The organism is Pseudomonas sp. S3_B11, assembly GCF_054667715.1.
Map to the genome: position 1 here is coordinate 2,367,536 of NZ_CP162749.1, position 12,611 is coordinate 2,380,146.

The window sequence follows — 12,611 nt, forward strand, 5'->3', positions numbered from 1 at the left end:
GAGTGCATTAATTTTGAGGTAACGCCACAGTTCACGCGCTTCTCGAAGCTGGGAACCACGTTTGCTGGGCGATAGGCAGGTTGCGCGACTGCCCGCGACCCATCGGGAAATAGGTGAAACCCTTGTCGGCCATGCGCTCCGGATCGAACAGGTTACGACCGTCAAAAATCACCGGGGCCTTGAGCCGTTGCTGGATCAGGTCGAAGTCCGGCGCCTTGAAGGGCTGCCATTCGGTACAGATGACCAACGCGTCGGCTCCCGGCAACACCGATTCCGGCGTGCCCATCAGCATGAGTCGGGGCTCGTCGGGGTAGAGCAATTGCGTCTGCTGCATCGCCTCCGGGTCGAACGCGCGGACGCTGGCACCCGCGGCCCAAAGCGATTCCAGCAAGGTGCGGCTCGGTGCGTCGCGCATGTCGTCGGTGTTGGGCTTGAAGGCCAGGCCCCACAGGGCGAAGGTCTTGCCGCGCAGGTCGCCCTGGTAGAACGCATTGATCCGCTCGAACAGCTTGTGTTTCTGCCGCCCGTTGATGGCTTCCACCGCTTGCAGCAGGTCGCTGGAGCAATGAGCCTGCTCGGCCGTGTGGATCAGGGCTCGCATGTCCTTGGGAAAGCACGAGCCACCGTAGCCGCATCCCGGGTAAATGAAGTGATAGCCAATGCGCGAGTCGGCGCCGATGCCCAGGCGCACGGACTCGATGTCGGCCCCCAGGTGCTCGGCCAGTTCGGCGATCTGGTTGATAAAACTGATCTTGGTCGCCAGCATGCCGTTGGCGGCGTATTTGGTCAGCTCGGCGCTGCGCAGGTCCATGAACAGGACCCGGTCGTGGTTGCGGTTGAACGGGGCATACAGGTCGCGCATGGTTTCGCGCACTTCATCGCGTTCGCAGCCGATCACGATGCGATCCGGACGACGGCAATCGGCGACCGCCGAGCCTTCCTTGAGAAATTCGGGGTTGGAGACAATATCGAACTGCAGCAGGCGACTGGCCTTGAGCAGGCATTTGTCGATGTGCGCCCGCAGAACGTCGCCGGTGCCCACCGGCACGGTGGACTTCTCCACCACAATGAGCGGTTGCTCGCGGTAGCGGGCGACGGCCTCGCCGACGGCCAGAACCTGGCTCAGATCGGCGCTGCCATCGTCCCGGGAAGGCGTGCCCACTGCGATAAACAGTACCTGGCCGTGCTGCACGGCGAGCTGTTCGTCGCAGGTGAAATGCAAACGGCCAGCCTCCAGGCCTTCACGCACCAGCGCGGCCAGGCCAGGCTCGTAAATGCTCACTTGGCCTTGGCGCAGGCTGTCGACCTTGCGCTCATCGATGTCCATGCACACCACGTCATGGCCCACTTCGGCCAACACGGCGGCTTGCACCAAGCCTACGTAACCACTTCCGAATACACTGATTTTCATGGCGAACTCCCTGGATCGTTCCGAGCGGGCGACATGCACAACCAGCCATTCGCCGCCGTGCGCTCGGTCCAGAATAAGTCGGGGATGTTGCAGTTCACTTACAGTCCGCCACCGCATTCGTTTTCAGCGGAAGAAAGTAGGCAGCCCATCCGGCTGCCAGCAGCGCCAGGTTCGCGCCATCGCGCAGCAGCAGGCGCCCCGTGGCCCGTCCAAGTTGCCGGGTGCTGACGCGGCCGCGGGCAACGTCCAGGCGAGCAAAACCGTGCAGATGCCGCAGGACATCGAAGGTCATCAGCGCCGATGCGGCCAAAAAATAGAAAATCCGCTGCCAATAGGGAACACCCAGCGCCTGGAGCAGATCGGTGGTGACGTGCTGATGAGCCACTTCTTCGGCGCAGTGCCAGCGCCACAGGCGTGTTTGCGGGGAGGCGCTGGTAGACAGCAGCCCGCCGCTGCGCAAAGCGATCCGCGAGGTGACGGCCGTCACATGCTCGAACGCCGCGGCCAGGGACAGCTGCGCATGGAGTGACAGTTTGGCGCGCAGGGCATCGAGGTCCTTTTCGATCTCGCGTTCGTATTTCTTGACTTCAAAACCCTGCTTTTCCAGTTGTTGGTTGTAGAGACGATGGGCTCGCTGGTGGGCGCGCTCCTCGGCCACGAAGTCGCGCGACTGGTCAGCCAGTGTCGAGGTTGGCGGCAACTGCAAAGCGGATGATTCCACCACAGAAATCACGAATTGTTCGCCGGCAGGAAGCAGCACCGAAAAGGCATCGAACAGGTAGGTCCTGATCGGTGTGTCGTTCCAGAAGGGCTCGCAATTGTTTTTCATGGCTTATTTCCAGAGTCGGGGGCCGAGTCGCATCCATGTCGCAACGAACGCGGGCAGGTCTGTCATGCCACCGGGCTTGTCTTTGGCAAGCACCGTCGATTGCGCGTACGCGTGGAACCAGCGGGTTGCCGGCGCATGATGGTGGGTGCGATGCAGCGAGCGATGCAGGATCAGCCAGGAGAGGGCCTTTGGCAGGCGCACGTCTGTGGTGATCTCACAGGGCGCGCGGCGCGGGCCTTGGGCCGAGATCCGTACGCCATAGTGCTCGGCCTGCGTCAGCCAGAAATCCATCCAGGCAAACAGGCAATACGGGAGCAGATAGACGCAGACGACCAGGCGAGGCACCTCATAGAGACCGAACGCCAGCGCACCGGCAAAAACGACGATCAAGGCGTTGTTCCAGCGCCAGCGCCAGACCGCGTGTGGCGGCAAGTAGCGGCGGGAGATCCTGTTGGTGGAGATCGCCACCCAGAGTTGCTCTGCGGCGCCCAGCAGGCTGATCCAGCGGGTCGGCCAGGTCTGTTCGTACATCAAGCCTTCGGGATCATCGGCCTGGCAGGTCTTGCGGTGGTGTTCGAGGTGGAAGTAGCGGTAGCCCACGAAGTTGGCCGCAAAAATGCCCGCCGCGAACACACCCACTGCGTCATTGAGCCGTGTGCCCACGAGGAACCGGCGATGCACGCCTTGATGCTTGATCTCCTGGACACCGATCATCAGGATTGCCTGGAGCACGATCAGTGGCGCGACAGCCAGCCATACGAATGCCTCGTGCGTCGCCAGCCAGGCAATCGCGGTGCTATTCAGGACACACAGCATCATGAATAGGTAGCTGGGAAGATTGCTGCTCGATGAAGGAAAAGCCACTGCGCGCGCAACGTCTACAGCCTGGGAGGTGTTCACAGGCACACGAAGACCAGTTTTTTCATGCGTTGCAACCAGGGCAACGGAACTCTCTTCCAGATGAACGAAAGGCCCGACAGCGGCACTTTGCCTTGGATCAGCACGCCAACATCCAGCGAAGGTTCATGGGGGAAGTAGTTGTCTTTGATGGCGACAATCTTGCGAAAGCCTTTTTTGAAGTAATACCGCAACTGTGGGTCCAACGGCAGCCCTTGGCGTTTACTTAGGATGTAGTGCGCCAGCGTGATACCCGGGTTTTTCGAGCGCCAATCCCTTAGGCCCGGGACAGGGGATCCCAGGTAGATGACCGACCAGCCTTGTTTCAGCGCGTAGGGCCAGAAGAACTCGAAAATCGCATTGGCCGCTTTCGGGTCGACGCTGCTCAGGCTGATGCCAAACAACGCATCCGTTCCGGCCGCTTCGTCACCCTGCTGTTTCCTCGCGCAGTCTGCCCAGGTCGGGCATTGGCGAATATGATCGTGCCGGGTCGGTTTCATGAACAGCGATGCATGCGCGGTGCCGCTGCGTGTGCAAAACGCACCGACACTCAGGGCAGGGAATGCAGCGATTCGCGAGGCCAGCATGGCGGCATCGGCCCGCTGATCGTCCGTCCATTTCTTTTGCTCGAGCTCAAGCAACGAGGGGATGTCTGCACACGACAGGAACCGAACACAGATCTCACCTTCACGGGATCTGTCGCTGTTCTGCGCGTCATGCCTGTGTTCCCGATGATTCGTCGTTGTAGTCGGCGCGTTGGGCGTTGTTTTTTTCAGGAATGCTTGCATCAGGCAGATGGCTCACCGATCGAGGGACGGGATCAATCGGTGCCCACGGTATGTCACCGGTGTGAATATCTGATGACGAAATGAATGTGCGGCTTAATTCATATCGAGTCGGTACCCGGCCGGTAATTGTGCGACGAATTCGCTGACCACTTCGCGGGTCAGGCTGACGATGTCTTCCACCCGTTCCATTCCCGCGCCGGTCCGCCAACTGGCCACGATGTCCATGACCGATGGCAGCGGCACACCGTCCACCAACGTCAATGTGCCTTGGGCCAGTTCGCCGACGACCAGCGCCGCGGGCATGGCGCCAATGCCAAAGCCGTCGCGAACCAGGCGGGTAATGGCCGAGGCCGAGTTCACGCAGTTGATGCGTGGCGAGACGATGTTGGCCGAGTGCAACTGGTTGAGGATGTCCTGGTGGGGCCGTGAGTTGCGCGAGAACGTCACGATGCGTTCCTGGGACAAGTCCTCCAGCGATGCATAGGACCGGTCATAGGCGGAGCCGGTGCGCACCACCCAGTGCATCGGGTAACGGGTCAGCAGCGCGTTGCGCACGCTGTCCAGGCGCAGGATGTCGGTCTGGAAAATGATGTCCTGGTAGCCTTTTTCCAGTTGCGAGCACAGGTTGCTCGCGGTGTCGGCCGAGAGTTCGATTTCCAGGGCCGGGTAACATTCCATCAGGCGTGTCACCAAGGGGCTGAGCCAGGTGTGGATCACCGTATCCATCGCACCGATGCGAATCCGGCCGCGCACCTGGCGCGGATCCTTGATCACGGCTTTCATGCTTTGCATGGTGTCCATGATGCGCTCGGCGTACTCCAGCACGCGCTGGCCTTCGGAGGTCAGCGACACACCTTTGGAATCGCGCACGAACAGGCGCACACCCATTTCGTCCTCCAGGGCGGCGATCCGACTGGAAATGGACGCCTGGGTGGTGAACAGCTTTTCCGCGGTGAGGCGAAAGCTCTTCAGGCGGGCGACCCAGACGAAGGTTTCGAGAAACTTGATGTTCATTTGGGGCGATTCCTTGGCGCAGTCATGGGAGCATAGAAACTGTGGCGCGGGGAGTGTCTCCACACCCTGTGGGAGCAAGGCTTGCCCGCGATGAGGTCAATGCGCTCTCCCTGGGACCGAGGCGCCTGCATCGCGGGCAAGCCTTGCTCCCACAGAAAAGTCCTTCGCACAGTGGCTAGGCAAGCTTCATATTCTTCACTGCTCGGCATTAGCCATGTACAGAACTACTTCTTGCAACTCGTCCAGATCCGGCACGTTATCGATAACCGCCTCAGGCCGGCACCATGGATACTCCAGCCGCGATGCCCAGGCCATGATCATCGGCAGATCGGTCGTCGGCAGGGTCTTCATGTGTTCGATGGTGATGGTCAGTCGCTCGGCCAGGCTCGACGCCGGATCGAACTGCCAGTCATACAGGCCACAACCGACGCGTGCCTCGCCACTGTTCTTGTCGGACATCGCCACCAGCCATTTGCACTGGAACGCCTCGGCGTTGGCCGGTGGCGGGGCGGCCAGGCAGAACGTGTAGACGTTTTCGAAGGTCTGGCCAAAGCGACTGACCAGCACGTCGCCAATGGCGGTACGGCCTTCGACGTGGTCGGGAAACGTGATGGAGCCGGTGCGCACCACCATGTGCAGAATAGCAGTCGGTGTAAAAGCCTGGTCCAGCAGGTGAGGGCGGTTGCCGTCCTTGGCGCTGATGTACTGTTGAATCGATTGCTGAGCGGTGTTCATCGTGTGTCCCTTCAAGTTGAAAAACAGCCTCGTCCGAGGTTTACAAATCACTGTTCCATAAGTCCGTCACCAGCATGCAGCCCGGGGCGTGGGTGATGCACAGCGGTGGACGTGAGGCCTGGACCACCGATTGAGGCGTCACGCCGCAGGCCCAGAATACCGGGATCTCGTCCGCTGCCACCGGCACGGCATCGCCGTAATCCGGCGAGTCCAGGGATTGAATGCCGATCAGTGACGGATCGCCGATGTGCACCGGGGCGCCGTGAACGTTGGGCATGCGCCCGGTAATCTGGATCGCCTGGATGGCCGCGGCGGCTTTCATCGGCCGCATGGTCACCACCATTTTGCCAGACAGGCGGGCGGTGGGGCGTGTGTCGATGTTGGTCTGGAACATCGCGACATTGCGCCCCAACTCAATGTGCCGCAAACGGATGCCGGCCTCCAGCAGGGGTTGTTCGAACGAGAACGAGCAACCGAGGGCGAAGGCCACCAGGTCGTCCTGCCACAGGTGCTCGATGTCCAACGGCGCTTCGCTCAACTCGCCGTGGCGGTAGACCCGGTATTGAGGCACCTCGTGGCGGATATCGATGGCGGCGCCCAGGTTGCGCAAGAACGGATCGCCTGGCTCGGTCACATCAAGCACCGGACAGGCCTGGCGGTTGAGGGTGCAGTAGCGCAGGAATTCATTGGCCCAGTCGCCGGGCAGGATCACGATATTGGCTTGCACGCGGCCCTGGCCCAGGCCGCTGGTATGGCCCTGGTACTGGCCGGCGGCGATGTTTTGGCGCAGGGCCAGGGGCGTGCATTGCTGCAGTTGTTCGAAGGACATCATTACGGGGCTCTCCAAGCGTTCGTTCGCTACTTTGAGAACACCGTGGCGATGACGTCCAACAAGGAATATTGCTACCCCGTGACAACTAAAAGTTATTCAAGAGGAGGTTGGCTGTTCAGGCCGGGGGCCGCCACCATGCGTAGCGGCCCGACATCAACGGCGTATTGGCTGACCACCTGGCGACTCATCTGGACGATGTTCTCGATCAGTTCCAGGCCGACACCAGCGCGCCACGAGGCGACGACGTCGAGTTGGGGCAGGGCGGTGCCGGGTTCGAGCTGGATCAATTCGCCGCTGGCCAGGGGCTTGGCCACCAGCGCGGCGGGTAGGGCGCCGATGCCGAATCCGTCACGAATCAGCCGGGTCATGGCCGATACCGAGTTGACGCAACTGACCCGCGGCGCACTCACGCCATGGGCGTACAACAGGTTGAGCACATCCTGATGCGGTCGCGAATGCTTGACGAAGGTGATGATGCGCTCACCGGCCATCTCCACCAGCGACGCATAGGGGCGGGCATAGATCGACTGGCTGGCGGCGATCCAGTGCATGGGATAGTGCCCCAGTTCCAGGTTGCGCACGCTTTCGTGGCGGACCAGATCGGTCTGGAACACGATGTCCAGGTAGCCTTTCTGCAATTGCTCGCAGAGATTGCGCGCGGCATCGGCGGTGATTTCGATTTCCACGGCGGGGAAGGCTTGCATCAGCATCGACATCAACGGGCTGAGCCAGGTGTGGATCACCGTATCCATCACGCCGATGCGCACCAGGCCTTGTTGCGGGCTGCTGGTGTCCAGTGACTGCTTCAACGCCCGCTGCACTTCGAGCATCTGTTCGGCGTAGTCGAGCACCTTGAGGCCTTCGGGTGTCAGCGAAACCCCGCGTGAATCCCGTACGAACAGGCGCAGGCCCAACTCCTCTTCCAGCGAAGCGATCCGGCTGGAGATCGCCGCCTGGGTGCTGAACATCTTCTCGGCGGTGAGGCTGAAACTCTGTAGCCGGGCGACCCAGACAAAGGTTTCGAGGAATTTGAGGTTCATGAAGGCTCTCTGGGGGCGTGTGGTTCTTATGTTGCAATTGTTTTGCAATTGTTACTCCAGATCGGGCCGTTGGGGCATCAAATTTTCTTATGTCCCATCTGTTGTTTTTCCCGTTTGACGCTGTGCCGATTCGCCACCAAGAATCCGCTCCACGACGCAGCCACTGCGTCCGCATCCCCAACGACAACGCCTTCACAAAAAAATAACGAGGCGTGTCCGTCATCTTCGCTTGCTGCCGCAGGAACCTTCCATGGAAAAGACCATGACTGACTGCGTAACCACCGGGACAGGGCGCACGGGCCCGTTCAGTTGGTACGGCCCCCTGTCGAAAAATGAAAAACGTACATTCTGGAGCTGCAAGATCGGCTATGCCCTGGACGGCATGGATACGCAGATGCTGAGTTTCGTCATCCCGACCCTGATCGCGACTTGGGGGATTTCCAAGGGCGACGCCGGCTTGATCGGCACCTGCACGCTGCTGGCCTCGGCGGCCGGCGGTTGGATTGCCGGGATCCTGTCCGACCGCATCGGCCGGGTACGGACCCTGCAATTGACGGTCCTGTGGTTCGCATTCTTCACCTTCCTGTGTGGGCTGGCGCAGAACTACGAGCAATTGCTGGTGGCCCGGACCTTGATGGGCTTTGGCTTCGGCGGTGAATGGACCGCAGGGGCGGTATTGATTGGCGAGGTGATCCGCTCCAAGGACCGTGGCAAAGCAGTGGGCATGGTGCAGGCCGGATGGGCGCTGGGCTGGGGAGTGACGGCGCTGTTGTATGCCGGGCTGTTCAGTTTCCTGCCGCCGGAAGACGCCTGGCGGGCGTTGTTCATGATCGGCCTGGTGCCGGCGTTGTTTGTGCTGGTGATCCGTCGACTGGTCAAGGAGTCGGATACCTTCGAACATGCGGTGCGGGAGCGTCAGGCCAAGCCGGAACTGGGCTCTCGCTGGGCATTCTTCGAGATATTTGCCCCACGGATGCTCAGCACCACGTTGCGCGCCTCGCTGTTGACCACCGGCGCGCTGGGTGGCTACTACGCCATTACCACTTGGTTGCCGACGTACCTGAAAACCGAACGCGGCCTTAGTGTGCTCGGTACTGGCGGCTACCTGGCGATGGTCATCGTCGGTTCCTACATCGGCTACGTGACCAGTGCATTGCTGACCGATGCCATCGGCCGCAAGAAGAACTTCATCCTGTTCGCAGTCGGCTCAATGGCAATCGTCCTGGCCTACACCCAGTTGCCCATCGATAACACCTGGATGCTCTGGCTGGGCTTTCCACTGGGCTTCTTCGCCTCGGGCATCTTCGCCGGCATGGGCGCATTCCTGACCGAGCTGTTTCCCACCCGCATGCGCGGGTCGGGGCAGGGATTCTGCTACAACGCCGGGCGTTCCATCGCGGCGCTGTTCCCTTTGTTCATCGGCGCGTTGAGCAACACCTTGCCCATCGGCACCGGGATCGGCGTATTCGCCGCTGGCGCCTATGGCGTGGTGATCCTGGCGGCGTTGAGCCTGCCGGAAACCCGCGGCAGACAACTCGAGTCCTGACTACCTGTGACGTCCGTGCACAGCGCGGACGCCGCTACACCCCTTAAAACAACAACCATCGGACGCGATTGCAACGCCCCCGAGAGGGTTCGCTCGTGTCCATAAAAAAGGAGCATGCCATGGGGCATTTCACATCCACCTGGTTTTATACCCCCGCCGGTACGTTGCTGGGCCTGAGCCTGATCGGCGTGCCGAACGCCCAGGCCGACTTCATCGCCGACAGCAAAGGCAGCCTGGAGGCCCGCAACTTCTACTTCAACCGTGACTTTCGCCAGGAAGGGGCACGGGACAAGGCCGAAGAATGGGCGCAGGGCTTTCTGCTGCGGATGGAGTCGGGATACACCGCCGGGACCGTGGGTTTCGGCCTCGATGCCTTGGGCATGGCCGGTTTCAAACTGGACTCCGGGGGCGGTACGGCGGGCACCAACCTGCTGCCAGCGGATTTGTCTGGCGGTTCGCAAGACCGCTATGGCGAACTGGGCCTGACCGCCAAAGTCCGTGTGTCCAACAGCACCTTGAAACTGGGAACGTTGCAGATCAAGGACCCTGCGGTGAGTTCCAACGACACGCGCCTGTTGCCAGGAACCTTCAAGGGCGGCTTGCTGAGCGTGCAGGAAATCGATCGCTTGAAGCTGACCGCCGGGCAACTCACGCAGATCAATTTTGTCGACTCCACCGACTACCAGGACATGACCGCCAACCGCATCGGCGGCAGCAGCGACAAGTTCCAGTTCGCCGGAGCGGACTATCAGTTCCTGCCGAACCTCACCGCGCAATACCGCTATAGCCTGTTGGAAGACATCTACCAGCAGAACTACCTCGGCTTCGTCCACACCCTGGACCTGGGCGCAGGCCAGTCGTTCAAGAGTGACGTGCGCTATTCGCGCAGCACCGAAGACGGCAGTTTTCGCGAACTCGACAACCAGGCCTTCGGCGCCATGTTCACCTACAGCCTGGCGGGCCATGCGTTGGGCCTGGGCTACCAGCGCATGAGCGGCGACGATCCGTTCCCGTACATCGGACGCAGCGATCCCTACCTGGTCAACTTCGTGCAGATCGGCGACTTCGCCAACATCGACGAGCGTTCCTGGCAAGCGCGCTATGACTACAATTTTGCGGCCATTGGCGTACCCGGGTTGACCTTCATGACCCGCTACATCACCGGCGACAACGTCCAGCGCAGCGCACCGGGCGAAGGCAAGGAATGGGAGCGCAACACGGATATCGCCTATGTGGTACAGGACGGAACGTTGAAGGGCCTGGGCTTGAAATGGCGCAACGCGACGGTGCGCTCGAATTTTGGCAATGACCTGGATGAGAACCGGTTGATTGTCAGCTACACGATGGCGCTTTGGTAAAGAGATCGCCGGTAAAACCGATCCTGTGGCAAGAGAGCTGGCTCCCTCGCCACAGGGTCATCACTCCTTGAATAAAAATAGCATTGCACTCGATCAATGGCGTCGTTGCCTGTATACAGGTGCGCTTCGAAAGGGATTTTCAAGACAACACAAGGGAGCTGTCGCTGTGATTTACCTGATACGCCATGCCACGCCGCTGATCGATTACAAACCCTGCAATGCGCATTCGGCCAAGCTGCTGCTGGATGAATACAATCAGACCTCGTCCATCGATGAGGGTGAAATTGCCGCATTCCTGAGCCAACCGGACTTGTCCCAAGTGCTTTTGGCGACCGAAGCCAACATCATTTCCTCGCCCGTCAACAGAGCCTACGCGACGGCATGCCGGCTATTCGAAGCCACACGTATCCAACAGGATGCTCGACTACGTGAATACGACCTGCGGCTGAGCAGCATTCCCGTCTTGAAAATGGGCGTGAGGCATTGGTTCGCCTTGCACAGGATCCTGTGGTTGCTGGGGATTTCACTGGGAGCCGCCAGCCGGAAAGCCGAACACCAGCGGGCGCTCGGTGTCGCCGATGAGCTTTACAGCAGCTGCGGCGAACCGGGAAAGACCACGATCGTTATCTCCCACGGCATGTTTCTCAGAACTGTCAGGAAAACCCTGCAAAAGCGCGGACTGCAGGCGCGCAGGGTGTATCGCTCGGGGTGTTTTACCGTCGAGTCGCTAACGCCATGACGGGGATTGCTCGGCCACCAGCAGTAACGACTGCGGCATCGGGCTTTGTGGATGCTGCGGTTCCTGCAGGACCACCAATCGGAAACCGGCCATGTCCAGGGCGTTGAGCCAACTGGACAAGGTGCGGAAGTACCACGGCATACGTTGCCATTGGCCTTTGAACCCATCGAAGGTTTCTTCTCGCCAGCCGTCCTGATAATCGCCCGCCGCCACGGTCCATGGATGCAGCGTCTGAACCACCAGCGCGCCGCCTGGGCTGAGCAGAGCATTCATCGCGGCGAGCAATGGGATGATGTCCTGGTGCAACAGGGCGAAATTGGCGCAGATCAGGTCGTAGCCGCTGCCGACGTCCACCTTCGCCTCCACCAGCGCGTCATAGCTTGCCAGATGCACTGGCGAGGAACCCGCCGCCCGCGCCGCATCGACCAGCGTCGCGTCGCCATCCACACCGACCGCTTCGATGCCCCGTTCAGCCAGCGCCCGCAACAGCCAACCTTCGCCGCAACCCAGATCGAGCACGCGCTCGGGCTGGCGGCTCTGTACCGCCAGTAGCATGGCCTGGTCCGTGACCGTCAGCCGGCTTTCGATGGCACCTGTACGGATGGCTTCGATCCAGGATTGGGCATTGTGGTGCCAGCTTTGAAGGAGGGTGGTTTCCGAGGATGACATTGATCCAGCTCCGCAATGGATTGGCTAAGCATAGGCCAATCGCTGGCGCAGGGAAGCCAGTGCTCAAAGCGGGCGGTCAAGAAACAACAGGCGTGCCGCCAGCGCTGCCATGACCCCGGCAAAACCATACGTGCCCAAGCGCCTTGAAATCCCGCCGCTTGCCAGTTTCGCCCTGAGCTGTGCGGCGCAAACACCCAGCAGCGTATGGAAGATGAGTGCAATCAGCGCCAGCAGCGCGCCCAGGAAGATCAACTGCAGGCTCACGCCGCCGACCTTGACGTTGACGAACTGGGGCAGGAACACCATGAAGAACAGCAGCGCCTTGGGATTCAACAGGCTGTTGAGGGCGCCGCGGCAGAAGATTTTCCACAGCGAAGCCGACTGGAGCTGGCTATCCTGAGTCGCTGCTGGCGTTCTCAGTGCTTGCCAGGCAAGCCACAGCAGATAACCAGCCCCGGCCAGGCGCAGGATGTCGAACGCCGGTGCCCAGCTCATCACCAGCGCACCAATGCCCGCGCTGACCATCATCGTCATGAGCACGTCCGAGAAGGAAATGCCAAGGGCGGCGGCAACGCCGGCACGCCAGCCGTGGGCCAGCGCATGGCTGGTGACGAAGGCCATGTTGGGCCCTGGGACGATCAGCAGAAGCACGACAGCAACCACGAACAGGTAGAGATTGGCGGTATCCGGCATGGGGATCACTCCGTGGGATGAGCCACGACAGTAAGCGAATGACGAGGAGGGCGTCAGTTA

Annotated in this window: 13 protein-coding genes; 3 read left to right on the forward strand and 10 right to left on the reverse strand. The window is 60.9% G+C overall.

Annotated elements, in window-relative coordinates; all coding sequences use genetic code 11:
- Positions 1-31 precede the first annotated feature (31 nt).
- The 8 genes from AB4O22_RS10880 to AB4O22_RS10915 form a co-directional block, all read right to left on the reverse strand.
- Positions 32-1,411 (reverse strand): UDP-glucose dehydrogenase family protein, encoded by a 1,380-nt coding sequence (locus AB4O22_RS10880; RefSeq protein ID WP_003202001.1) that lies wholly within the window; start codon positions 1,409-1,411, stop codon positions 32-34.
- 94 nt (positions 1,412-1,505) lie between these two features.
- A complete protein-coding gene (locus tag AB4O22_RS10885) occupies positions 1,506-2,240 on the reverse strand; it encodes a metal-dependent hydrolase (protein ID WP_003201999.1) in 735 nt (244 codons plus the stop codon).
- Positions 2,241-2,243: 3 nt separating this feature from the next.
- A complete protein-coding gene (locus AB4O22_RS10890) occupies positions 2,244-3,140 on the reverse strand; it encodes a fatty acid desaturase family protein (protein ID WP_223472313.1) in 897 nt (298 codons plus the stop codon).
- Positions 3,137-3,724, reverse strand: a complete 588-nt coding sequence (locus tag AB4O22_RS10895; protein WP_223472312.1) for a hypothetical protein — start codon at positions 3,722-3,724, stop codon at positions 3,137-3,139. The genes AB4O22_RS10890 and AB4O22_RS10895 overlap by 4 nt, the downstream gene beginning before the upstream one ends.
- A 294-nt stretch (positions 3,725-4,018) precedes the next feature.
- Positions 4,019-4,939 carry a LysR family transcriptional regulator gene (locus AB4O22_RS10900; RefSeq protein ID WP_460096301.1) on the reverse strand — a complete coding sequence of 307 codons (921 nt, stop codon included), beginning with the start codon at positions 4,937-4,939 and terminating at the stop codon, positions 4,019-4,021.
- A gap of 195 nt (positions 4,940-5,134) precedes the next feature.
- A complete protein-coding gene (locus tag AB4O22_RS10905) occupies positions 5,135-5,674 on the reverse strand; it encodes a hypothetical protein (RefSeq protein ID WP_460096302.1) in 540 nt (179 codons plus the stop codon).
- 40 nt (positions 5,675-5,714) lie between these two features.
- Complete coding sequence (locus AB4O22_RS10910) at positions 5,715-6,506, reverse strand: putative hydro-lyase (protein ID WP_013693398.1); 792 nt, start codon at positions 6,504-6,506, stop codon at positions 5,715-5,717.
- A gap of 92 nt (positions 6,507-6,598) precedes the next feature.
- Positions 6,599-7,546: a LysR family transcriptional regulator gene (locus AB4O22_RS10915; RefSeq protein ID WP_003201988.1), complete on the reverse strand. Its 948-nt coding sequence runs from the start codon at positions 7,544-7,546 to the stop codon at positions 6,599-6,601.
- A 262-nt stretch (positions 7,547-7,808) separates the two neighbouring features.
- Here AB4O22_RS10915 and AB4O22_RS10920 point away from each other — a divergent pair, with 262 nt between their 5' ends.
- The 3 genes from AB4O22_RS10920 to AB4O22_RS10930 all read left to right on the forward strand — a co-directional run bounded on the left by AB4O22_RS10920 (position 7,809) and on the right by AB4O22_RS10930 (position 11,189).
- Positions 7,809-9,092, forward strand: coding sequence for an MFS transporter (locus AB4O22_RS10920; protein ID WP_027913093.1), 1,284 nt, complete (start codon positions 7,809-7,811; stop codon positions 9,090-9,092).
- Between the two features lie 119 nt (positions 9,093-9,211).
- Positions 9,212-10,450, forward strand: a complete 1,239-nt coding sequence (locus AB4O22_RS10925) for an OprD family porin (RefSeq protein WP_258687976.1) — start codon at positions 9,212-9,214, stop codon at positions 10,448-10,450.
- Positions 10,451-10,517: 67 nt separating this feature from the next.
- Positions 10,518-11,189 carry a histidine phosphatase family protein gene (locus tag AB4O22_RS10930; RefSeq protein ID WP_177327720.1) on the forward strand — a complete coding sequence of 224 codons (672 nt, stop codon included), beginning with the start codon at positions 10,518-10,520 and terminating at the stop codon, positions 11,187-11,189.
- On the opposite strand, the gene AB4O22_RS10935 is transcribed toward AB4O22_RS10930, so the two are convergent.
- Both AB4O22_RS10935 and AB4O22_RS10940 read right to left on the reverse strand, forming a co-directional pair.
- The gene (locus tag AB4O22_RS10935) at positions 11,178-11,858 is read right to left on the reverse strand and encodes a class I SAM-dependent methyltransferase (protein WP_003201980.1); all 681 of its coding nucleotides are present in this window, start codon (positions 11,856-11,858) and stop codon (positions 11,178-11,180) included. The two genes, AB4O22_RS10930 and AB4O22_RS10935, sit on opposite strands and share 12 nt — an antisense overlap.
- 63 nt (positions 11,859-11,921) lie before the next feature.
- Positions 11,922-12,551 carry a LysE family translocator gene (locus AB4O22_RS10940; RefSeq protein WP_027913091.1) on the reverse strand — a complete coding sequence of 210 codons (630 nt, stop codon included), beginning with the start codon at positions 12,549-12,551 and terminating at the stop codon, positions 11,922-11,924.
- Positions 12,552-12,611: the final 60 nt, after the last annotated feature.